Annotated in this window: 19 protein-coding genes; 15 read left to right on the top strand and 4 right to left on the bottom strand. The window is 58.7% G+C overall.

Annotation, left to right across the window (positions count from 1 at the left end):
* Positions 1-76 precede the first annotated feature (76 nt).
* The 12 genes from ACZRMH_RS20205 (at position 77) to ACZRMH_RS20150 (ending at position 16,787) form a co-directional block, all read left to right on the top strand.
* The gene (locus ACZRMH_RS20205; protein ID WP_464014942.1) at positions 77-1,819 is read left to right on the top strand and encodes an amidohydrolase; all 1,743 of its coding nucleotides are present in this window, start codon (positions 77-79) and stop codon (positions 1,817-1,819) included.
* 76 nt (positions 1,820-1,895) lie between these two features.
* Positions 1,896-2,672 carry a TorF family putative porin gene (locus ACZRMH_RS20200; RefSeq protein WP_464014941.1) on the top strand — a complete coding sequence of 259 codons (777 nt, stop codon included), beginning with the start codon at positions 1,896-1,898 and terminating at the stop codon, positions 2,670-2,672.
* Between the two features lie 87 nt (positions 2,673-2,759).
* Positions 2,760-3,683, top strand: coding sequence for a LysR family transcriptional regulator (locus ACZRMH_RS20195; RefSeq protein ID WP_464014940.1), 924 nt, complete (start codon positions 2,760-2,762; stop codon positions 3,681-3,683).
* Positions 3,684-3,767: 84 nt separating this feature from the next.
* Positions 3,768-6,401 (top strand): LuxR C-terminal-related transcriptional regulator, encoded by a 2,634-nt coding sequence (locus ACZRMH_RS20190; protein WP_464014939.1) that lies wholly within the window; start codon positions 3,768-3,770, stop codon positions 6,399-6,401.
* Positions 6,402-6,580: 179 nt separating this feature from the next.
* Complete coding sequence (locus ACZRMH_RS20185) at positions 6,581-8,668, top strand: hydantoinase/oxoprolinase family protein (protein ID WP_464014938.1); 2,088 nt, start codon at positions 6,581-6,583, stop codon at positions 8,666-8,668.
* A gap of 2 nt (positions 8,669-8,670) precedes the next feature.
* A complete protein-coding gene (locus ACZRMH_RS20180; RefSeq protein ID WP_464014937.1) occupies positions 8,671-10,332 on the top strand; it encodes a hydantoinase B/oxoprolinase family protein in 1,662 nt (553 codons plus the stop codon).
* A 51-nt stretch (positions 10,333-10,383) separates the two neighbouring features.
* A complete protein-coding gene (locus tag ACZRMH_RS20175; RefSeq protein WP_464014936.1) occupies positions 10,384-11,274 on the top strand; it encodes a hypothetical protein in 891 nt (296 codons plus the stop codon).
* Between the two features lie 11 nt (positions 11,275-11,285).
* Positions 11,286-12,107 (top strand): aspartate/glutamate racemase family protein, encoded by an 822-nt coding sequence (locus ACZRMH_RS20170; RefSeq protein WP_464014935.1) that lies wholly within the window; start codon positions 11,286-11,288, stop codon positions 12,105-12,107.
* A gap of 22 nt (positions 12,108-12,129) precedes the next feature.
* The gene (locus ACZRMH_RS20165; protein WP_464014934.1) at positions 12,130-13,476 is read left to right on the top strand and encodes an MFS transporter; all 1,347 of its coding nucleotides are present in this window, start codon (positions 12,130-12,132) and stop codon (positions 13,474-13,476) included.
* 165 nt (positions 13,477-13,641) lie between these two features.
* On the top strand, positions 13,642-15,570 hold the full coding sequence (locus ACZRMH_RS20160; RefSeq protein WP_464014933.1) for a pepsin-like aspartic protease: 1,929 nt from the start codon (positions 13,642-13,644) through the stop codon (positions 15,568-15,570).
* Between the two features lie 225 nt (positions 15,571-15,795).
* Complete coding sequence (locus ACZRMH_RS20155) at positions 15,796-16,383, top strand: DUF433 domain-containing protein (protein ID WP_464014964.1); 588 nt, start codon at positions 15,796-15,798, stop codon at positions 16,381-16,383.
* Positions 16,380-16,787, top strand: coding sequence for a PIN-like domain-containing protein (locus tag ACZRMH_RS20150; protein WP_464014932.1), 408 nt, complete (start codon positions 16,380-16,382; stop codon positions 16,785-16,787). Before ACZRMH_RS20155 ends, ACZRMH_RS20150 begins: the two co-directional genes overlap by 4 nt.
* A gap of 37 nt (positions 16,788-16,824) precedes the next feature.
* On the opposite strand, the gene ACZRMH_RS20145 is transcribed toward ACZRMH_RS20150, so the two are convergent.
* A complete protein-coding gene (locus tag ACZRMH_RS20145; RefSeq protein ID WP_464014931.1) occupies positions 16,825-17,379 on the bottom strand; it encodes a TetR/AcrR family transcriptional regulator in 555 nt (184 codons plus the stop codon).
* Positions 17,380-17,488: 109 nt separating this feature from the next.
* Between ACZRMH_RS20145 and ACZRMH_RS20140 the strand changes: the two genes are divergently transcribed.
* Complete coding sequence (locus ACZRMH_RS20140) at positions 17,489-17,989, top strand: HPP family protein (protein ID WP_464014930.1); 501 nt, start codon at positions 17,489-17,491, stop codon at positions 17,987-17,989.
* A 256-nt stretch (positions 17,990-18,245) separates the two neighbouring features.
* Here ACZRMH_RS20140 and ACZRMH_RS20135 read toward each other — a convergent pair whose 3' ends face one another.
* Together ACZRMH_RS20135 and ACZRMH_RS20130 are read right to left on the bottom strand one after the other, a co-directional pair.
* The gene (locus ACZRMH_RS20135) at positions 18,246-19,436 is read right to left on the bottom strand and encodes an NnrS family protein (protein WP_464014929.1); all 1,191 of its coding nucleotides are present in this window, start codon (positions 19,434-19,436) and stop codon (positions 18,246-18,248) included.
* A 178-nt stretch (positions 19,437-19,614) separates the two neighbouring features.
* Entirely contained in the window at positions 19,615-19,932 is a 318-nt protein-coding gene (locus ACZRMH_RS20130) for a hypothetical protein (RefSeq protein ID WP_464014928.1), read from the bottom strand.
* Between ACZRMH_RS20130 and ACZRMH_RS20125 the strand changes: the two genes are divergently transcribed.
* A complete protein-coding gene (locus ACZRMH_RS20125; RefSeq protein WP_464014927.1) occupies positions 19,931-20,836 on the top strand; it encodes a LysR family transcriptional regulator in 906 nt (301 codons plus the stop codon). The two genes, ACZRMH_RS20130 and ACZRMH_RS20125, sit on opposite strands and share 2 nt — an antisense overlap.
* 23 nt (positions 20,837-20,859) lie before the next feature.
* Here the strand turns inward: ACZRMH_RS20125 and ACZRMH_RS20120 are convergent, their stop codons facing one another.
* Complete coding sequence (locus ACZRMH_RS20120) at positions 20,860-21,738, bottom strand: MBL fold metallo-hydrolase (RefSeq protein ID WP_464014926.1); 879 nt, start codon at positions 21,736-21,738, stop codon at positions 20,860-20,862.
* 121 nt (positions 21,739-21,859) lie between these two features.
* Here ACZRMH_RS20120 and ACZRMH_RS20115 point away from each other — a divergent pair, with 121 nt between their 5' ends.
* Complete coding sequence (locus tag ACZRMH_RS20115) at positions 21,860-22,054, top strand: hypothetical protein (RefSeq protein WP_464014925.1); 195 nt, start codon at positions 21,860-21,862, stop codon at positions 22,052-22,054.
* The last annotated feature ends 53 nt before the right edge of the window (positions 22,055-22,107 follow it).

Raw genomic sequence — 22,107 nt, 5'->3', positions numbered from 1 at the left:
GCTTGCTCGCGATACAAGCGCCGCGATCTATCAGTAATACCCACATGTGCCAACAATAAGAAAAAAGGACGTTCAAATGAAGCGATTTACCCCCTGCCTGCTGGCAGCCCTGTTTGCCTTGCCCGCCCTGCAGGCCATGGCCGCAGCCGATCTGGTACTCACCAATGGCAAGGTGTTTACCGGCGTACCCGGCCAGCCACTGGTAAAGGCCGTAGCCGTCGAAAACGGCAAGATCATCAAGGTGGGCAGCGATGCCGAGGTCAATGCCCTGGCCGATACCAATACCCAACGCATCGATCTGGCGGGCAAGGTACTGATGCCCGGCATGATCGATACTCACAGCCACCCGGTGCTTGCAGGTTTAGCCAGCCTGGGCGCCAATCTGCTCGATGAAGAAATGCCCCTGCCCGAACTGGAGCAATGGATCATCGACCAGGAACAGTCCGGCAACACCGGCGAAGGCGGTGTCGTCAATATCGCCGGGGCCAGCTCGGCCTATTGGGAACAGGCCCGGGAACTGGGCAAACGCTTCAACCAGGGCCGCTGGGCTGACAAGCCATTGGTGCTGAACGGCATCGACGGTCATACCGGCTGGGCCAACAACGCCATGCTCAAACGCATCGGGATCGATGCCACGACGGTTAAAAAACTGCCCACCAAGGAGCGCGGCTATATCGGTCATGAGGCTGACTTCACCCCCACCGGTTTTGTGGCCGAGTCGATGTGGGATCAGGTGCGCGGCCAGGTCCCGCCACCGAGTGCCGAGGTGATGCTCAAGGCTGCCCGCGAAGCGGTGAAAATCAACAACCAGTTCGGCGTAACGGGCTGGATGGACGCCGCCTCCAACGCGGGCCATTCCGACTCGGTGTTTGACTTCAGCGCCACCGAACAAAGCGTCGGCGTGCTGCCGCTGTACCGTAAACTGGCCGAAAACGGCGAACTCTCGGCCCATGTTGCGGCACTGCTGCTGACCAACTCAAAAAGCAAACCCGCCGACCTTGAAGTGCTGGCCAAGGTGATGAAACAGTTCGAAGGCGTGCCCAATCTGACGTTCCCCGGGATCAAGGTGTTTGCCGACGGCGTCCTGGAATACCCGGGGCAAACCGCTGCGGTGATCGTGCCGTACAAGAACAACAACAAAAACGGCGAATTGCTGATCGACCCGGCGCATTTTGGCGAGCTGGTAGTCGCCGCCGAAAAACGCGACTGGATCGTGCATATCCACGCGGTCGGTGACCGCGCGGTGCGTGAGTCACTCAACGGTTTTGAATACGCACGCAAACTCAGCCCGGCGCCAGTGACCCACAGCATCAGCCACCTGCAACTGGTCAACCCCAAGGAGTTCCCGCGCTTTGCGCAACTGGGCGTGGTGGCCTCCATGCAACTGCTGTGGGCCACCGAAGAGAGCTACACCGTCGACCTGGTCAAGCCGTATATCAGCGCCTTCGCCTACGGCTATCAGTACCCGGCCAAGTCACTCAAGGATGCCGGTGCGGTGATCGCGGGTGCCAGCGACTGGCCGGTTTCCAGCCCCAACCCGTGGCATGCGATCGCCCAGGCTGCCACCCGTAAAGGCCCCTTGGGCGTGCTCAATGCCAAGGAAAGCCTTGACCGCCAGAGCATGTTTTACGCCTACACCAGCAATGCCGCGAAAACTTTGGGGCTAGATGAGCAAATAGGCTCGCTGGCACCCGGCAAGCAGGCTGACCTGATCATCCTGGATCGTGATGTGTTCAGCGTCGATGACCAGGCCCTGTCAGAAACCCAAGTGCTCAAGACCTTCTTCGCCGGCAAGCAGGTGTACGCGCCTGACGCCTGACTGGCCTGACCGCCCCGGCTCCGGGGCAGTCCACAAAACTTTGCTCATAGCGCCTTATAAAAACAAGAGAACTGATATGAAAGCATTGTCTGCCTGCATCCTCACGGGCCTGGCCCTGACACCCCTGCTCAGCGTCCAGGCGCTGGAGCTTAGCGATGACTTCCAGCTGCTGATCACACCCACCCTGGTCAGTGACTACCGGGCCAACGGTCTATCGCAAACCCTCGGCGACCCCGCCGCACAACTGGCAATCACCCTCAACCACACCAGCGGCTTGTATGCCGGGTTGTGGACTTCGAATGTCAACTTTGGCTACGGCTCCAAAGCCCGGCAGGAGATCGAATACTTCGCCGGCTATTTCTGGCAAATCAACGACAATATCAGCCTCGACACCTTCTACACCCGCTACGAGTTCCCCCGTGAAAGCGGCTACAACCAGAGCGATATCCAGGCCACGCTGGACATATATGGCGTTTTTCTCGGGGGCAAGTACGTCAACAACATGAAAGGCCCCGACTATGAGGACGAAAACGGCGAGTTTCACAAAGGCAAGAAAGACGAGGATTTATCCACGGTTTTTATCGGCTACCACACCGTGCTGCCCGCCGATTTGGGGCTGGAGATGCGCTATGAATATGTCGACTACAAGGACGAGGTGTTTTTCAGCAACAGCGGCAAGGGCCGGGCCGATTACTACGACTGGGAAATCAAGCTCAGCCGCCAACTGATCGGCATTGACTGGGCGCTGAGCTATATCGATACCGACCTGTCGAAGGACGAATGCACCAGCTACACCGGCTTCGACGATGTATGCGGTGCAACTTTGCTGGCCAGCGCCAGCAAAACCTTCTGAGCAAAGCGCAAACCAGGCGTCCCCCATGATCCTGGATCCATTACCATAAGCACCGCCCTGACGTCGCTACGTAGCCTGGAGTGCTCTGTGGAAATCAAACACCTGCGATCATTTGTGACCCTGGCCGAAGAGCTGCACTTCGGTCGTGCCGCGCAACGGCTGTCCATTGTGCAACCGGCCCTGAGCATGCAGATCAAGATGCTTGAAGAAGAACTGGGGGTGCGCCTGTTCGAGCGTAACCGGCATTCGGTGACACTGACCGAAGTGGGCACTCTGTTCCTCCCCGAAGCCCGGGCTACGCTGTACCAGTCGGCCCATGCGGCGGATGTGGCCAGGGCTTGCGGGCGCGGGGAGATTGGTCGGGTACGCATTGGTTTTGTCTCCTCGGTACTGCCCGAACTGCTGCCCACGCTAATCCGCTCGCTGCATGCGCGCTTCCCCCGTATCGAACTGGAGCTCAAGGACATGCCCGGCCCGGATCAGGCTGCGGCACTGAAAAACGGCCAGCTCGATTTCGGCCTTATGCGCCTGCCCGCCGCCATCCCGGGCATCCAGACCCGCGAAGTGCTGCAGGAGAGTTTTATTGTCGCTCTGCCCGGCGATCACCCGCTGCTGGCCTGCGAGCGCCTGCACCCCACTGACCTGGGCCAACTGCCGGTGTTTATCCTGGCCCGGCGTTACGCCCCCGGTTTTTACGATGAACTGATGCAAGCGTTCAACCGCCAGGGCGCACAGCTACACATCGCAACGGAGCTGGGCGAGTTCACCACCATGCTTGCGCTGGTGTCTGCCGGGCTGGGGGTTGGCCTGCTGCCCGCCAATGCCGGACGTGCATTGCCTGCCAATGTCATCTCCAGGCCGCTAGAGTTGGGGGGCTACCGGGCAACCACGGGGCTGGCATGGACCGAGCTGAACAGTGCGGTCAAAAACACGGTGTTCGGTTTGATGGATGAGCTGATGCCGCCAGGGCAGCAGGGTTTGAGGAGCAGAGACGGGGCAATGCAACAATAACTCACAAAACCGAGTGTTCACTGCGGCCTGGAGTTTGCTGGGATAGACATCCTAGTTCCCGTTTCGAGCACCGGTTGCATCGCCATGAGCAACGATTCTTCGCACACTTTATCCAGTACATGGTGCTGGATTGGCAAACTGGCCCCGCCAAAAACACTCATTTCGTCCACTCGGCGCGAGACGTTACTGGACGCCCTGCGCACTCATGGGTGCAAACCCTTGTTACTGTTGGTGGCACCTGCCGGTTACGGCAAAACAACCTTGTTGATGCAATGGCGTCAGGAGCTGTTGGCACAGTCTGACCAGGCAGTCGTTGCCTGGCTGTCGCTGGATAACACAGACACTGAGCCCAACCGATTTCTGGCTTATCTGATTCTGGCACTGCAACGTGCCGGGCTGGAGCTTGGCCACTTGTCCCGGCTAGCCGAATCACACTCCCTGGATACCCAGCCGCAGCGCACCATCACTGCCCTTTTGCAGGCGTTGGCACAAACCGGGCGCCCGATAACGCTGCTGGTTGACGACTATCACACCGCCGCCTGCCCTGACGTCGATCACATCGTACAAACCCTTGTTGAACAGGCCGCGCCCTGGCTGCAATGGGGGGTGGCCAGCCGCATGCGCCCCGACTGGCCGCTGGCCCGCTGGAAGGCCAAAGGCTGGATACATCAAGTGACGGCGCGCGAGCTCAGGCTCTCTCTGGATGAAACCACGCGCATCCTGGGCACTGATGTGCAAGCGGCTCAAGTGCTTGGACTGCATCGCACGACTGAAGGCTGGGCCGTGGCTGTGCAACTGGCGCGACTGTGGCGGGCCAGCAATGAAGGCTGCCTGTTTGGGCTCAATACATTTTCCGGACGGGTTGGCGATGCAGCGGAGTATCTGGCAGAGCAGGTTCTGGCCAGCCTTTCAGTGGAATGTCAGGCTTTTTTAATACAGACCTCGCTGCTGGAACGCTTCAATGCCGAACTGGCTGACACTGTGCGTGAGCGTAACGACAGTGCCCGTCTGCTGACGGAACTGAGCCACCTTGATGCCCTGCTCGTCCCGCTGGATGCTGAGCGTCAATGGTTTCGCTACCACGGCATGTTGCGCGACTTTCTGGCGCCCAGGGTCGACACGGAGCAGGCGCGCAATATCCATCGGGCCGCTGCCCAGTGGCTGGGCCAGGGCACTGACTGGGTACAGGCAGTCGCTCATGCCTTGAGGGCCAAGGAGACTGAGTTGGCAGTCAATCTACTGGTACGTGCCGGAGGGTGGGCGCTGGTACTGCGCCACGGCATCCGTTATGCGCAAAGCCTGATCCAGCTGTTCGATGAACAGACACGCCTCAGTGCTCCCGACCTCTTGCTGCTACAGGCGTACCTGCATGCCAAACAGGGTGAGCATGAATCTTGTACCCAACTGCTGCGCCTGGCAGAAAACGCCTTGCACGCAGATCCTCGACTTATCCGCGATTTTCACGTTATTCGGGTACTGTCGAATGCTTATTGCGATCACTTTGAAAGCGCCAGTATTGCCTTGCCTAATTGCGAGAACGATATCGACACATTGGTGAAGGCCACATTGGGGTGCGTGGAATCACTGGCCTTGACGGTCCGGGGCGAGCCGCAGTCCGCGCTGCAAGTGGTGCGCGCAGCCCATGTAAAAATGCGTCTGGTTGCCAGCCCTCGGGGCGAAAGCTATTGCCGGATTCACGAAGCTCAGGCCATGGCGCTTTCGGGCAAGGTGGCGGGCTCCAGGCACCTGATCGATGAGACATTGACCTTCGTGCACAGCCACTTTGGCGGCGAAAGCTCATTGAAAGCCCTGGTCGGCTGCGCAAAAGCCCAGCACTGCTATTGGCTGGGTGACTGGGCCGAGTCAACACCCTGGCTGCTAGATGGCTGGGCCGCACTGGAGCACGCTGATGGCTGGCTGGATATGGTCGCTGCAACAGCCGAAGTCACATGGCGCACGGCTCTGCGTTCACATGGCTTGCAGCCTGCACTGCGGGAGCTGGAGCGCACCGCTGCGCTCGCCAGCACACGTGGCTGGGAGCGTTTGGGCCTTCTGGTTAGTGCGTGGCGAATTGATCTGCTGGTGCAGTGCGGCTGGCTGACACAGGCACGCAAGGAAGTACTGAACGCCGACCTGCAAAGTTGTGTGCGCCCCTCCCGGGACTGGCGTAGCCATGAAGCGGCAACCTTGGCCCTGGCACGCGTGCAGATCGCTAGCGGAGCATCCCAGGCAGCGTTCAACCGCTTGCAACGTGAAGGCGCATTGCTGCGCGAGCAAGGTCTGTTGTTACCCGCCTGGCGCCTGCAACTGATGGCCCTGGCAGCTGCCTGCAGGGCTGAAATTGCCCTCTGCGAACACGACATTATGCTTGCTCTGGAGCCCGTGGCTGAGCAGAACCTGCCAGGGCTATTACTGGAGGTCGGGCCCTGGCTGCTGCCCGCCCTGGAGCAAGCCCCGCATGTTCTGCCCGCCATCCTGACCCGTTTACGCGGCTGGCGGGCGCACCCGGTACGGCCAAAAATGCCCTTGAGTGCCAAGCAAACCCAGGTGTTGGCCCTGCTTGCCAGCGGCCAGTCGAACAAGGCCATTGCCCAGGCGCTGGATATTTCCGAGAACACGGTGAAGTTCCACCTGAAAAACATCTTCGCCCAACTGTCGGTAGACAACCGCACGGCGGCGATCAGCGCCGCTCTGCAGCAAGGGCTGCTCAAACCCTAGCTCACCAACCTACCCAACCGGGTAGGTCATGCCAACAAACCGGGCCAACCTACCCGCCCGCTGCATGGTTTGCCCTGCACATCGACTCTAGGATCGTGGCTATCAGTGCAGAGGGTCGAGCGCCAGATCATCTCCTGATTCCAAACAAGAACAATCAGATCAGGAGATACCCTGTGGGTATGGACGACAAAACAGTGCGCGTTGCCACCGATGTCGGGGGAACGTTTACCGACCTGGTGTACTTCGAAAGTGACCCGCACACCGGTCAGCAAATCATTCGTACGGCCAAGGTCGACACCACGCCGCCCAACTTTGCACAGGGCGTGCTTGACGTTATCCGCAAGGCCAATGTGACGCTTGAGACGGTCGACTTTCTCGCCCATGGCACCACGGTGGTGATCAATGCTTTGACCGAGCGGCGCGGGGTCAAGACCGCCTTGATCACCACCAGGGGGTTTCGCGACATTCTGGAGATTGCCCGGGCCAACCGCCCGGACTACTTCAACCTCAAATGGGTCAAACCAGCGCCTTTCGTACCCCGTTACCTGCGCGGCGAAATCCCTGGCCGGCTACACACCGATGGCAGCGAGCGCGAACCTCTGGACCTGTCTGCATTGCCCGACATGCTCGATGCTTTTCGCACCGATGGCGTAGAGGCCGTTGCCATTTGCTTACTGCACGCTTATGCCAATCCGGCACACGAACAGGCAGTACTGACTGAGGTACTGCGACTCTGGCCCGGGGTATCTGCCGTGGCCTCGCACCAGATTACCCGCGAATGGCGCGAATACGAGCGCTCCAGTACCACGGTACTGTCGGCCTATGTACAGCCCATCGCGGCGCGATACCTGGATGAGCTGGATGCCGGTTTACGCGCCAGGGGCTACACCGCACCGCTTTACATCATGCAGTCCAACTGCGGCGTGGACAGTGTGGCCCACGCCCGCAAAATCCCCATCACCATGGTTGAATCCGGTCCCGCCAGCGGGTTTTGGGCCGCCGCCGAGTTGGGTCGCCTGATCGATGAGCCCAACCTGCTGGGGCTCGACATAGGCGGTACCACGGCAAAATGCGCCTTGATTCGCAACGGCCAGGTGGCAATCAAAACCGACTACTGGATTGAACGCAACCGCGTCGATGCCGGCTACCCGATCATGGTGCCGGTGGTGGATCTGGTGGAGATCGGCAACGGCGGCGGTTCCATTGCCTGGGTCGATGACTTCAACAAATTGCATGTCGGCCCGCAATCTGCCGGCGCCCTGCCCGGCCCGGCCGCCTATGGCAAAGGCGGCCGGTTGATCACCAGCACCGACGCCAACCTGGCTCTGGGGCGGATCAACCCCGGCTACTTTTGCGCAGGCGAACTGATGGCCGACATGGACGCCGTAGAGCGCGGGTTTGAGCACCTGAGCCAGCGTTTGCACATGCCCTGCGATGACATTGCACGGGGCATTGTGCGCCTGGCCAACGACAATATGGTCAACGCGCTCAAGCTCGTGTCCCTGAGCCGCGGTCACGACCCCCGGGAACTGAGTCTGATGGCCTTCGGCGGTGGTGGCGCTCTGCACGCCGTTGCCCTGGCGCAGGAACTGGGGGTCAAAAAAGTCATCATCCCGCGCAATGCCTCGGTTTTTTCGGCATGGGGCATGACCCTCTCGGACCTGCGCCGCGACCTGTTTATCAATCGCTTTGTCGATACCAGCCACGCCGGTTCCCTGGCCGCTACCCAAGCGTTTGTGGAGGGGCTGGCGCGTTCAGCCCATGAGCAGTTCAGCGATGAAGGGCTCCATCCAGAGCAAGTCGAGCTGACGCTCTACTGCAAGCTGCGCTACCAGAATCAGGAGCACTCGGTAGAGGTGCCCATCGCGACCCAAGAATGCATCGCCAGCCACTGGCCAGCCATCGAGCAACGCTTTCACGAACTTTACGAACAGCTGTACACCTATCGCTTGCAGGCCCCCCTGGAAATTGTCGGTTTTCACCTGAAGGCTGTTGCCCAGGTCGGCAAGTTACAACCTGAAGCTCTGCCCATTAGCGGGCGTTCCCTCGTTGCCGCCGTCAAGGGTACACGGCGGGTGGACTTCGCCATGGACGGCATCCATCTGTCAGCCATCTACGACTTCGCTCTGCTTGAACCACAGATGGCTTTCAGCGGTCCGGCAATTATCGAGGACGAAGGCACCACCGTGGTGGTTCATCCCGGCAACAGCGTACGGGTCGATCACCTGGGCAACCTGCATATCACCCTCGACGGTGATGGAGCATAAGCATGCACACACTCGATATTTTCACCCGCGACATCATCCAGAACTCGCTGCAGGCCATTGCCGACGAAATGTTTACCGCCATGCGCATGGCGGCCATGAGCCCGGTGATTTACGAGGTGCTGGACATGGGCACCGGCATCACCGATGCCCGGGGCGAAATCGCCAGTTCCGGTGCAGGCATCCCGGCTTTTGTCGGGGTGCTCGACAAGGCGGTAAAAAAAATCATGCAGCACCACCCCTCGCCCGACGACATAGCCGCGGGCGATGTGTTTATCAGCAATGACCCCCACGATGGCGGTGCTGTCACTCACCTCAACGATGTGGTGCTGGCCATGCCGGTATTCGCAGACGGAAACCTGGTGGCCTGGACCGCCAACATCGCCCATTGGAGCGATGTCGGCGGCATGGTGCCTGGCTCCCTGTCGACCCAGGCCAATGATATTTTCCAGGAAGGGCTGCGCCTGTGCTCGGTCAAGCTGATCAGCAAAGGGCAGCCGATCCAGTCAGTGCTGCAGATTTTGCGGGCCAACTCACGGATGCCCGATTTTATGGAGGGCGATCTTTGGGCCGGAGTGGCCGCCGTACGCGGCGGTGCGGCACGCTTGCAACAATTGACCGAAAAATACAGTGTCGAACTGTTTTTGGCAGCGATGGACGACTTTATGGCCCTGGGCGAGAAAATCTCACTCAAGGCCCTGCAAGACCTGCCTTGCACGCAGGTCAGCCTTGAGGAGCCACAAGACGATGGCAGCCTGTTCAAGGCCACTATCGAGATCAATCACCACGAACTGATTGTGGACCTGCGCGACAATCCCGATCAAAGCCCCGGCCCATTCAACCTCAGCCGCGACGGCACGGTGATCGCAGCACAAATGGCGTTCAAGGCGTTGACCGTGCCCCAGGGGGTCACCAATGGCGGCACCTTCCGCCCGCTCAAGGTACTGACCCGCCCCGGATCACTGTTCGACGCCCGGGCACCTGCTGCAGAAGGCTTCTATTTCGAGAACCTGATCCGGGTTCACGATCTGATCCTGTGCTGCCTGGCCAGGCAATTCCCGAACCGGCTGCCTGCCGGCAATTTCTCTTCGGTATGCGCGACCATTATTGGCGGCCAGCACCCTGATACAGGACGCCTGTTTACCCTGGTAGAACCCGAAATCGGCGGCTGGGGCGCAGAGCCGGGACGCGACGGCAACAGCGCCGTGTACTCGGGCCTGCATGGCGAAACCTATAACTGCCCGGTCGAAATCTGCGAGGCCCGATACGGCCTGTACGTCGAACGCATGGCGCTCAATGACGAACCCGGGGGCCATGGGCAGTTTCGCGGGGGCCGGGGGGTGTGCATCGACTACCGCATTCGCGCCGACGCCAGTTTCATGACCTGCGGCTACACCCGCTCGGTCATCCCGCCCTGGGGTCTGGAGCAAGGCGCCACCGGCTCGCTCAACTACGTGCAAGTGATCCGCAACAACGGCACGCACCAGCGTTACGCCATGGCCAGCGGTGTCCCGCTCAATGCCGGTGATCTGGTGCGGATACGTACCGGCGCAGGGGGAGGCTATGGACCGGCCGCGGCGCGCAGCAAGGAGGCCGTGCGCGAAGATCTGAAAAACGGCTATGTCGATGAACAAACGGCCAAGGCCATCTATGGCATCCAGAGGTGACCGCTTAACACCTTGCACCGCTCACCAAAACAACAATAAGAGAGCTTGAAGATGAACACACACCACCCATTGCGCCTGGGTACAGGGCTTGCATTCGCCTGCCTGTCAGTCATCAGCCCGCACACCAGCGCCGAGCAGTTCATCGGCTTTGCCCAGCCTGGCATACCGGACAGTTGGGCAGTCGAATCATTTCCGGTGCTCAACCGCACCTCTAAAGGCGATACCAGCATCGCCGCCAATACCGTACTGGCCTACTTCTCGAAAACCGGGTTTACCGGCACGCAACGTGACCAGTTGCAGTTCTGGGTCGGGGCGATCCCGGGTTACGCCAGCACCAACGGCGCTCGGGACTCCAGCGCCTGGGGCATTGCCTCGCCCAATGTCGGGTTTGCCTATTACTACAACGTGGTCGAGCCGACCAGCGACTATGGATCAGCGGACTACACCACCTTCTGGGTCAATCCGACCCTGATGATCGAATTCCCCAACGGCAATAACGACATTGCCGGGCACGGGGCCTTTGCCAATCGTCATGCCTTCAGTTTCAGCCTCGCCAACTACCTGCGGGTGGGCCGCTTTGCCGCCACCTTTACCCCCGCCGGGGTGCATTACGCGGCGCGTAACCGCAACCAAACCGACTTTGGCAGCGGCGAGCCCAGCCGTTTGCGTGGCGGGGTCAGTTTCTGGCTGGGCGACATTGCGGCCGGATACCAGGTGACTGACGACCTGTGGCTGGGGGTGCATCACGTTTACCACATCAACAACAGAACAGCGTCGGACTTCAAGGAATCGCGAGTGGGCAAGATTGGTCCCTCCATGACCTACAGCGGATTCTCCAAAGCCGGATTTTACCTGTCCGCCAACCTGAATTTTGACTACTACCACACCCCCAACCTCCCTCACTCCAACGCGCTGACCATGGCGCTGGTGAAATTTTTCTAACGGAGTCCCGCATGCAAACCACAACCCAGACTTCCCGGCCACAGGACGTTCCCGTCTGCATACGCTGGCTCAATCCTATTGGCCATCCCACCTTTGATGCGCCCATTGCCGAGTTGCTGCATGGGATCAAACAGCCTTCGACCCAGGTTGAAGTGGTGTCTTTTGCCATGAGTCCCAGCCCTACCCATCTGGAATACAGGGCCTATGAAGCGCTGACCTGCGAGCACATCGTGCGCATCGCCCGCGATAGCGCCCAAGAGCAGGTCGATGCTCTGGTGCTGGGCTGCTTTTACGACCCGGCGCTGGCTGATGCTCGCGAGATCTCCGGCGATACCCTGGTCATTGCCCCCTGCCAGGCCAGCCTGCAAGTCGTGGCCAGCCTGGCCAACCGTTTCTCGATCATCGTGGGGCGCAGCAAATGGATGGAGCAAATGCATGAACGGGTGCGTGCCTACGGCGCACAACATCAGTTGGCCTCCATGCGGCCATTGGGCATGGGGGTGGATGAGTTTCAACAGGACCACGCGCTTACCCGCCGCAAGATCATTGAACAGGCGCGCCTTGCGGTCGAGAAAGATGGCGCGGAAGCCATCATCCTCGGTTGCACCATCGAATTTGGCTTCTTCGAACAGGTACAGGAAGAAGTCGGTGTACCTGTCATCGACCCGGTAGTGGCGGCCTTCAAGATGGCCGAGGCCATGGCAGGCATGAAACGCCGGTTCGGTTGGCGACCCAGCCGCGTCGGTAGTTGCGAACCACCACCCGAGGCCGAACTCAAGGCGTTCGGCCTGTTTCAGGCTGCGGCGCCTATTGGCAACCGGATCAAGGCATAGACGATCACCAGGAGATCAATTCATGGCCAACAGCACAATCACCGATTCCGCCCCCTGCACCGACGAGTCGAGCCTGCAGGTGGGCGAGGTTTTCAAAGACGTACCCTTGACCCGGGAGCACCTGAAGTGCTGCCTCGCGCTGTTTTTTGTATTTGCCATTGAGGCCTGGGAGATGATGATCATCGTCTACACCGCGCCCTTGATCGCTGCTGATTTTTCCCTGGACATGCTGGCTGTCGGCAACCTGATCGGCGCCATGTTTATCGGCATGCTGCTGGGGTCGCTGAGCTGGGGCAAACTGGCCGAGCGCATTGGTCGCAAGCGCGCCATTATCTGGAGCCTGGCCCTGTACGGGGTCATCTCGCTGGGCAGCGCCTTTGCTCCCGACTACCTCAGCCTGTATGTGCTGAGGTTACTGGCAGGCGTGGCAGCGGTAGGCATGATGGTGGTGACCTTTGCCCACTTCCAGGAGCTGGTACCGGTGCGATATCGCGGCTCGCTGACGGTTTACCTCGCCTCGGGCTGGCCAATCGGCATGTTGCTGGCACTCGGCGCCACGGTATGGCTGCTGCCATGGGGCTGGCGCGCCATCATCCTCTTGAGCTCAATGGGCGGCTTATGGGCGCTGGTCGTCGCCCGCTGGGTGCCCGAATCGCCTTACTGGCTAGCCAGCGTCGATCAACAGCCGCAGGCCCGTGCAGTTATCACACGCCTGAGCCGGGGCACCATCGACCTCCCCGAGACCTGCCAACTGCAGGTGGATCAGACCACCCAAGGGCATCAGCGCGAGCTGTTCAGCGCGGCACTGCGCAACATCAGCGTGCTGCAAATCATCGTCAACTTCACGTTCTCCTGGGGCTATTGGGGGCTGCAAACCTGGCTGCCAACCCTGTTGCAGCAACGTGGTCTGAGCCTGCCCCAGAGCTACGGTTTTATTGCCCTGTCGGCGCTGTGCATGATTCCGGGCTATATCGCAGCGTCCTGGCTGACACACCGCTTTGGACGCAAAAAAATCATCGTTGCGTTTATCAGCGCCGCCGTGGTCGCAGGTTACGGTTTTGCCAATGCACAAAGCCTGGAGATGCTGTACCTGAGCAATTTTGCCCTGGCTTTTTTCAACCTCGGCGCCTGGGGCGTCTGGGGCACCTGGATCGGCGAGCTATACCCTACCCGGCTGCGCGCCATCGGTTACGGCTGGGCCATCTTCGCCCAACGGGTAGCCAACATACTTGCGCCCTCCCTGATTGGTGCACTGGTGGCCTATGGCTCGTCGTTCAACCTGACCACTACCCTGATTAATGGCTTCATGCTGGCCACCGTAATTCTGGTGGTATTTATCCCGGAAACCGAGGGCAAGACGTTGCGCTGAGCCTTTGCACTTGCAGCTGTTTCCGACAAAAAAACCGGGCCAGCCCGACATCCCCGGCACGGCAAAAAGACTGAAATACACGCAGGGGGCCAACGCCCCTGCGATTTTTCAGAGCCTGTCTTTTATGCAATGGCACTGCACATTACCACCGAAATGGATGTCTTCATGAACTCGAAATTTTTGGCTAACGGGCTGGTCTTTCCTATGCAGCGCGGCCCTTTTCAGAACTCCGGGGCCAGCCCCTGGTACACCCCACTGTCGCTGGGTACCCCTGGGCAGGCATTGAAGCTGGCAATAGACACCGGCACCAATATTACCTGGATTACGTCAACACTCTGCCCGGACGACCAGTGCCAACACTTCGCAACGGGCCGGTTTGATTATCAGGCCTCCAGCACCTTTGCCTTCACCGATTGCCTGCAACGCCCGTACAGCTTCGGGCCTTGGGGAACGATGCAAGTAGAAACCGGCACAGACACAATGAGCATGGCCGATGGAACATCAGTTTCGATGAATCTGTTTCTGGCGGCCAGCTACTCGGGTGAACAATTTCGCCAACTGGACTGGGACGGCGGTATCGGCCTGCCGGCCAGCAGTGCGTATGTCGAAGGCCGCAGCTCTTTTCTGTTTCAGGAGCTGCTGCGCAGCGGCCAAATTGATCCGGCACAACCGTATATCAGCTTCGACTGGGACCCAGGCAAACTCAAGGGCACATGCCGGATGGGCGGCATTGATGAAAGCAAGACTCGCGGCCCTCATCTGTTTTTGCCATGGTCACGCTACAGTAAAATACCCGGGGTCGAGTACATCTGGTCGACGAAGCTGGGCAGTTACTCGGTTGGAGGGGAAGTTCTGGCCAGCGATGTCACCTTTGCCCTGGATTCCAGCTCTTCACAGTTCAAGGGTGATGACCAACTTATGAGTCAAACCCTTGAACGTATCGCGCGGGGTAACCAGCCCGACATTGTTCTGGGCTTCGCCGACGGTGAAATCACATTAGGGGCCAGTCTCTATAACGTGCTGATCGAGCAAGGGCCACAAAAGGGCCAGACGATCCCCCAGTTTGCCCCACTGGGTATCGCAGATCTGGTGCTGGTAGGCTCGCTGGTGATGGAACACTGCTACACGGTCCACGAATATCGGGTTGTGCAGTGCAGCCCGACGGTTTACTCGCTGGCGCCTGTTGGCATCTGGCTGTTTAACCGCCCTGACGGCCCACAGATCATCACCCGCTCTTCAGCGAAGGCCTTCAAGCACGGCCAGCGCGAGGTTGTAACAAAAAAGATCACGCTGGCCCCGCCCTCTCCCGGATCAATCGCAGGTACATGGACCAACGACTATGGTTCCGTGATGACACTGACTGTTTCGGGTCATGCAGTCTCCGGTTTTTATCAGTCGTCTACCGGCTCCACAGGCCTGTACGAGATAAGCGGGTTCCAGTTGAGCGCAGCAACCAAACCGGGCATGGGTGTACCTTTAGCACTGGCAATTGAATGGCACTCCATTGGCGAAGACCCGGCCGACCCCAGCTGGAACTGGTGTTCCGGTCTGTGCGGGCAACTCAGCCTGACCGGGCAAGAAGAAGTGCTGACGCTTTCCCATATTCTCGTCGCCAGCAGTGATTATGCAGGGCTCGCCCGGCAAGGGGACTACCTCGACAAATTAACTTATCGCCGGGCCAGTCCTACGGCTTTTACCCCTGCGGCCAATGCTTTGACAGCAGGGCGAATAACAGAAAATGCTTTGGCCGGACAATGGCAAGCCCCTGATGGTACGCGCCTGAAACTGACGGTGGAAGCCGCCAGGCAGGGCCGTTTTGGTCGTGTGCGCGGCCGTTTGACAACCGCAACCGGGCACGCGGATATCTTCGGTTTTACCGACATCAATGCAACCAGCAGTGGCCTGGCGCTGCAGTCCCTGAGTCTCACCGCCGCACAAAATGCTGCGGCCATGACCCTGACCGGGACACTGGACATAAAGGAGGATGTGCTCAATCTGCTGCTGATGACCAGCGTGCGTACGCCAGCCGCGCAAAGCTATGTGCAGACGCAAATTGCAGCGGCGACGTTCAGGCGGATGACCCAGCAGGGGTAATAAATTTATATACCGCCAACATCTGACTATTCCTACGTACATTCCGTCCAGTAGGTGTTGATTGCATTCTGGCTGAGACCCAAAATCAATTTTTGGGCCTATCCACGGACAAGGGGGGTTATGAACACTAATGCTTCGCCAGGTCGCATTATTGGCGTGGGGCTTTACACAACCACACAGGCCTCTCTCTACACCGGTATTTCAGCCAAGGACATTCGCCGCTGGATGTTCGGCTACAACGCACAGGGTGTGAGTCACGCCGGGCTATGGACGTCCGAGCTGGCTTTTCTGGATGAAAAGCTTCTCAGTTTCCACGACCTGCTGGAAATTCGCTTTGTCCATGCATTCCGCCAGCACGGTGTCAGTCTTCAGGCTATCCGTAGCGCATCCCGACAGGCACGCGAACTGTTCGAGCAAGCCTATCCGTTCACCTGCAAACGCTTCCAGACTGATGGTCGCGATATCTTCGCCACGGTCCTCGATGAGACAGGTGATGAAACGCTCCTGGACCTTATCAAGAGACAATACGCTTTCAAGCAGGTGATCAAACCATCCTTGTATGACGGCATTGACTACACAGGGCAAGGCACTGCTCTGCGCTGGTACCCGCAAAAGCACAGCAAGGCCGTCGTATTGGACCCCACCCGAAATTTCGGCAAGCCGGTGCTTTGCGTTGCTGGCGTTGATACCTCGGCCCTCTACCATGCCTATCTGGCGGAAGGCCAGGACGCCAAGCGTGTTGCCATGCTTTTTGAGATTGCTGCCAGCGAAGTACGGGCAGCGATTAACTTCGAGCACAGGATTGCTGCTTGAAGTTTCTGATTGATAACAACCTGCCGCCTGCCATTGCCCGGGCCCTGAATGAGCTTTGCAAGTCTGAAGGGCATTTGGTAACGCCCCTTAAGGAACGATTTCCACCCAACAGCAGCGATATCCACTGGATAACGCAACTCAAATCTGAAGGCGGCTGGACCGTCCTGTCTCAAGACAGGTTTTGCAAGGGCGACGCCGAGCGCCTGGCATTCAGGGAATGCGGGCTACCCATTTTCTGCCTGGCAAAACAATGGGGCCAAATGAGCTACTGGCAAAAAGCAGAAAATCTCGTTCGCTGGTGGCCTGCCATCACTCAGCAAGCAGGCCTGACAAATGGTGGCGCGGCCTTTCGAGTGCCCTGGAGGTTCTCTGCTCCAGGAAAATTTGAACACATTAAAATCTAACCTGGCTGGTGCAGAGCTTTTTCTTGCCGGGCCACATTTATTGCTTCGAATCCCCCCCCAATAGCCCCACCATCTCCCTGCCCGCTTCAATCAAATCCGCGCACACACCATTGACCTGGCTCGAAACAATCAATCCCTCACCGATCAACAGCAACTGCTTGGCCGCCAAACGAGGGTTCTTGAAGTTTGCCTGAGTACAAATCTCCTCCAGGTAAACCATCAGCGCCTGTTTGTGCCGTTTGCCGAGGATATGCGGCTGCAGTGCCAGGCTGGCGTACTCGGCAGAAGCATTGATAAAAGCGCAGCCATGAAAATCCGGCTCCTGAACCCAGGCAGCAATAAAGTCCAGGTAAGCATGGGGCCGTTGCGATGCCGAAGCCGGGTCCACAGCCGCTCGCACTTTGGCCATGAACTGGTTGTGACGCAACTCCAGGGCAGCCTCAACCAAATGCTCCTTGCTGGGGAAGTGCCGGTACAGGGTTTTCTTGGTAACCCCTGCCTCCTGACTCAACTGCTCCACCCCGGAGGCATGAAAGCCCTGGCGATAGAACAGGCCCAAGGCGGCACTGGTGATTGCATCAGACGTACTCATTGGCGCTGGCCTCCTATGGCATACAGCACAGTGTATACCGATCGGTTGACTTAAAGGTATACCGATCGGTATCCTTTGGTGACTTTCCCCCCTCGTTGCGAGAGCCTCCATGTCTACACGTCGCCTGCTCAAATCGGCTGCGCCAGCCGCACCTTCACTGCGTTTCACCCTGACGTCGTTTATCGGCGTGGTTATCGCCATCGGTGCCACAGGCTGGCTTAGCGTCATGTCTGGCGCGCCATGGCTAATGGCTTCTTTGGGAGCCAGTTGCGTGCTGGCTTTCGGGGTGCCGGACTCGCCGCTGGCGCAGCCGCGCAGCATTATCGGCGGGCATGTCATTTCAACGCTGGTGGGCCTGATCATTCTGAATACGCTGGGCAATTCGTGGTGGGCCTGCGCATTGGCCGTGGGCCTGGCGCTGGTGGCCATGCAACAGACCCGCACCGTACATGCCCCAGCGGGGGCAAATCCGATAGTGGTACTGAGCACGAGTGCGCCGCTGTCTTTTCTGGTCACTCCGGTACTGGCCGGCTCCATCGTCATTGTGGTGGTTGCCTGGTGCCTGAATAACGCCCGTAATCAAGGCAGTTATCCCAAGTACTGGCTATAGAACAGACCTTGGCTTGGCTACAGTGTGCCGTCAGGAGGCAACACCTGACGCGTGAGTTGGGCTGAAGGACGCACCATCAGGCTGACCGCAGAAGTCAGCTTTTAGTCAGGCAATCATTCTGTGTACATCAACTGCGCACCGCTATAAGGGATCAAATGTGGGAGCGAGCCTGCTCGCGAAAGCAGTCTATCAATCACAAGGGATGTTGGATGTGATCAACTCTTCGCCAGCAGGCTCGCTCCCACAATGGCTCTGCTTATCCCGGATGACCGTCAATCCGGGTGCGCAACAGCATCGGCACGTAACGCCAGGCATACAACGCAAACGCCAGCACCCAGCACAGACCGGCCAGCCACAATGCTGGTAAAGGAAAGAAGAAGACCAATGCAACCCGGCTCAGGCACCCCAAATTGAGCAAAACAAACCCCAGGGTCATACCCGCTGGCAGTTCCAGCGGGCGACCGGTATGGCCAAGGCTGACGCGCGCGATCATCGCCAGCACCAGCCCGCCCATGGCGCCGATGGTCAGGCCATGCAGCGCCAGGCTCGGGTTGATCGGTACGCCAAAATGCCACAAAGCCGTACCCAGGCACGCCACTGCCAACCAGCCATATGCCAGGTGCAGCGACCACAATAACGGCACATGCCAGAGTGCCCGATCGTGCCAGCGAACCAGACGTACACCATGACCAACCGCTAACACCGCAAACAGCAGCCCTACCCATACATCGGGATTGAGCGCGAGCCCTGCCGCATACAGCAGCGCAACCAGCAGTGAACCGATCAACAACAGCCAATCCACCCACGGCCAGGGCGCAACGCCCTCTACCCGCTGCAGACCGCGCTGGGTAAAGAAAGGGATGACTCGCCCGCCGATCAAACCCATCATGGCTGCCACTAGCCAGATACCGGCCAGTACACCCTGGCGCTGCCAGCCTTCATGGCCTTCAATCAAGCCAGACACGGACAACCCATCGGCTGCGGCTAACAGCAGCAACACCAGCACAATGGGATAGTTACGCTTTTGCCGCACCTTCCACAGGGTCAAACCCATCAGCAACGCCACCACCAGCGGGAACGCCAATTCAAGGACCGCGAGCAGCGGCCATGGCGCATTGACCAGCCAGGCCAGCCGCGCGCACAGCCACAGCAATGCCAACACCGCGAGGGGACGGCCGCTGATGCCAGGACGACCGGTCCAGTTCTGCACCGCCGTCAGCAGGAACCCCGCGATGATCGCCAGCCCGAACCCGAACAGCAGTTCATGCCGATGCCAGCCCAGCCAACCGCCAGCGGGAGCCCAGTGACTGATCGAACCGCTGAAAGCGAGCAGCCATAGCGGTATGACCAACATAGCCAACAGGCAGCCACCGAGGAAAAACGGCCGAAAGGCCAACCGTAACAGCGGCGTAATCGCCATCGCTTTACGGCGTTCAAGCTCTTGCATACCGCCACTCCCCTAAGATGCCGCTGATCTGACACTTACCCGCAAACATCAAGGTAAATCCGAGTGCCATCATCGGGTATTGGCAGGCAATTACCATTGTCGCAGATCAAATCGGCATTCATGGCCAGCCTGGTGATCATCAAAAAAGCGGTGACACGCTCAACACGACGCGAAACAATCAAAGGCTTTTTTCAACACTAAAAAACATGTATGAACATTCGATTTCAACATAGCCTGAAACCACTGCGTTCAATCTCGCTGACCCTCGCGACAACTCACAAGGTACTTCTGCAGAAACAAAAGGCCGTTGGCTGACGCGCCTTGGCATCGCGGAGTTTGACAGTGCGGTGGCACCCAACATGCCGCCGCCATCAGCCAGGCTCGGGGTGTTGCGAATCCATTGCGGGTCCACTAGCACAAGCTTATTGATGAAAATGCTATACAGCTTCCAATCCATCGTGAAATCGACTCTTGGGATACGAGGCATAACCGCCATGAATATCACCGGCCATAACCTGGCATTGCTGGCGTCCCTCAGCACCCTGCTTGATGAGCGCAACGTTACCCGCGCAGCAGCCCGACTGGCTATTAGTCAACCAGCACTCTCGGCGCAGTTGTCGAGGCTTCGTGACCTGTTTGGAGACCCGCTGCTCACTCCGGCGCTCTCTGGCAAGGGCATGATCCTCACGGCGCACGGCGCACGGTTGCAGGAGCCGTTGCGCTTGGCCTTGCAAGCGCTGGAAGACGTGATTAACCACACACCCGAGTTCGATCCCCTGACATCGCAGAGGACATTTTCAATCGCTACCAACGACAATGCGGGCGCCATCATTGCTCCTCGCCTTATCCAGTTGACCCGCGAAGCGGGCTTTCCGGGGATTCGCTTTGCGTTTCACAGCCTCGACAAACCTCGACTGGCCGAACAACTGGAAAACGGAGAAATCGACGTCGCGCTGACCGCCAAAGACGCGGTGGCCAAAGCATCTCAAAAACTGTTGCTGGAAGAGGAGTTCAGGATGGCGCAACGCATCGGTCATCCGCGTGGCACACAACCGCTGTCGCTGGATACATACACACAGCTCGAGCATGTGATCGTGTCGGGAGATGGCGGGGGATTTTATGGCTTCGTGGATGAGATATTGTCGACACTAGGCTACAGCCGGCACGTAGGTGTCTCCGTGCAATACTACAGTCTGGTACCGGTGATACTGCAAGCGACGAACCTGGTTTGTACGTTACCAGCACAGTTCCTGGCGCGTTATGTTGAAACCCTGGAGTCCTTTGCCTTACCAATCCAAGTGCGACGCTACAGCCTGTATGCCAGTTGGCATTCACGCTTTGACAAGGACGCCGGGCACTGCTGGCTGCGCAAAATGCTGGAGTCCGCTGCCCAGCCCTGAACAGCGAAGCTACGGGTGATGGTTTAACGGGCTGGTCGCCAGACAAAATGATCGCCCTCGGCCGCAATCGTCCCTACACCAGGGAACGGAAAGTGCGGAGCAAAAATGGTCTCGTGACTGGCGGCCAATTTCGTCAGCTCAGCACGACGGATCTTCACACCTTCATCCATATCATTATCAAAGGTAATTGCCCAGTCAGGCTTGGCCAGAGAAATGATCGAACTGTGGACCAGGTCACCGACATCCAACACGCGAGTCTTGCCGGACACGATTTGATACCCCACATGCCCAGGCGTATGTCCCTTGAGCGGTACCGAGCGAATACCCGGCGCGACGCTATCTCCCGGAGTGAAGGTCTTCACCTGGGGGGTTATGATCTTGATCAGGCTGGCCAGTTCAGATTGGTTCTGTACCCATTGCCAGTCCGGACTGGAGATCCGCACGACAGCCTTTGGAAAGGCTTGAGTGCCCGCGGCTGTCGCCAGGCCACCGATATGATCGCTGTGCACATGGGTGATCAGCACATCGGTGATCTGCTCAGGGGTGTAGCCTGCTTTAGCCAGGCTCTGCATCAAAAGGCCCTGACCACTGGGGCCAAGGCCGGTGTCGAGAAGAACAGTGTGTTGGCCGTCTTTGACTAACAGCGCGTCGATACCCAGTGTTATCTGTTCAGTGGGTGCTCCAGCGGCGGCCAGCACCTTGGCAACGGCCTGCGTACCTTCAGAACTTGCGAACACTTTACCGTCGTTGGGCATCATATGAACCTTGTCGCGCAGGGCCGTGATGGTGAGTGAACCGATATTGAATGTACGGGCAGCAGGCCCGTCTGCCGGATCCGTTTGGGCAAAAGCCATCGGACTGGTCGCGGTTAACAGCACTGCAAAAGCTAACGGTTTGAGCATGGCGTGTGCCTCTAACTCGATGATAGAAACTTGGGGTTTTCAAGGAGGTTATAGGGCTTTTTCCTGACGATGAAATCCAAAGTATGGATAGGTGGTATAAGCGTTGTGAGCCCCCCCCACCGTGGACGCTTTCGCCTCCTGGAAGACCAGCCATCTGCTGGGCAAGGAAACCTCGCTGCAACTCAACGCCAGCAACCTGACCGGGGAAGTCAGCTTCCAGCGCAACGGGAGCCATATAGGCGAATTGTCTGAAATCAAAACCATCGCAACGCAGAATTATCCGCAAGCGCACAAACCGTGCAGCTTTTATTCTTGACTTCAAGGCAAATAAATTTGGCTGATACAGGGCTTAATCAGCACATGTAAACA

Source organism: Pseudomonas sp. B414, from assembly GCF_055408445.1.
The sequence above is the reverse complement of the archived record's forward strand: the minus strand, read 5'-3'. Positions and strand labels throughout refer to the sequence as shown.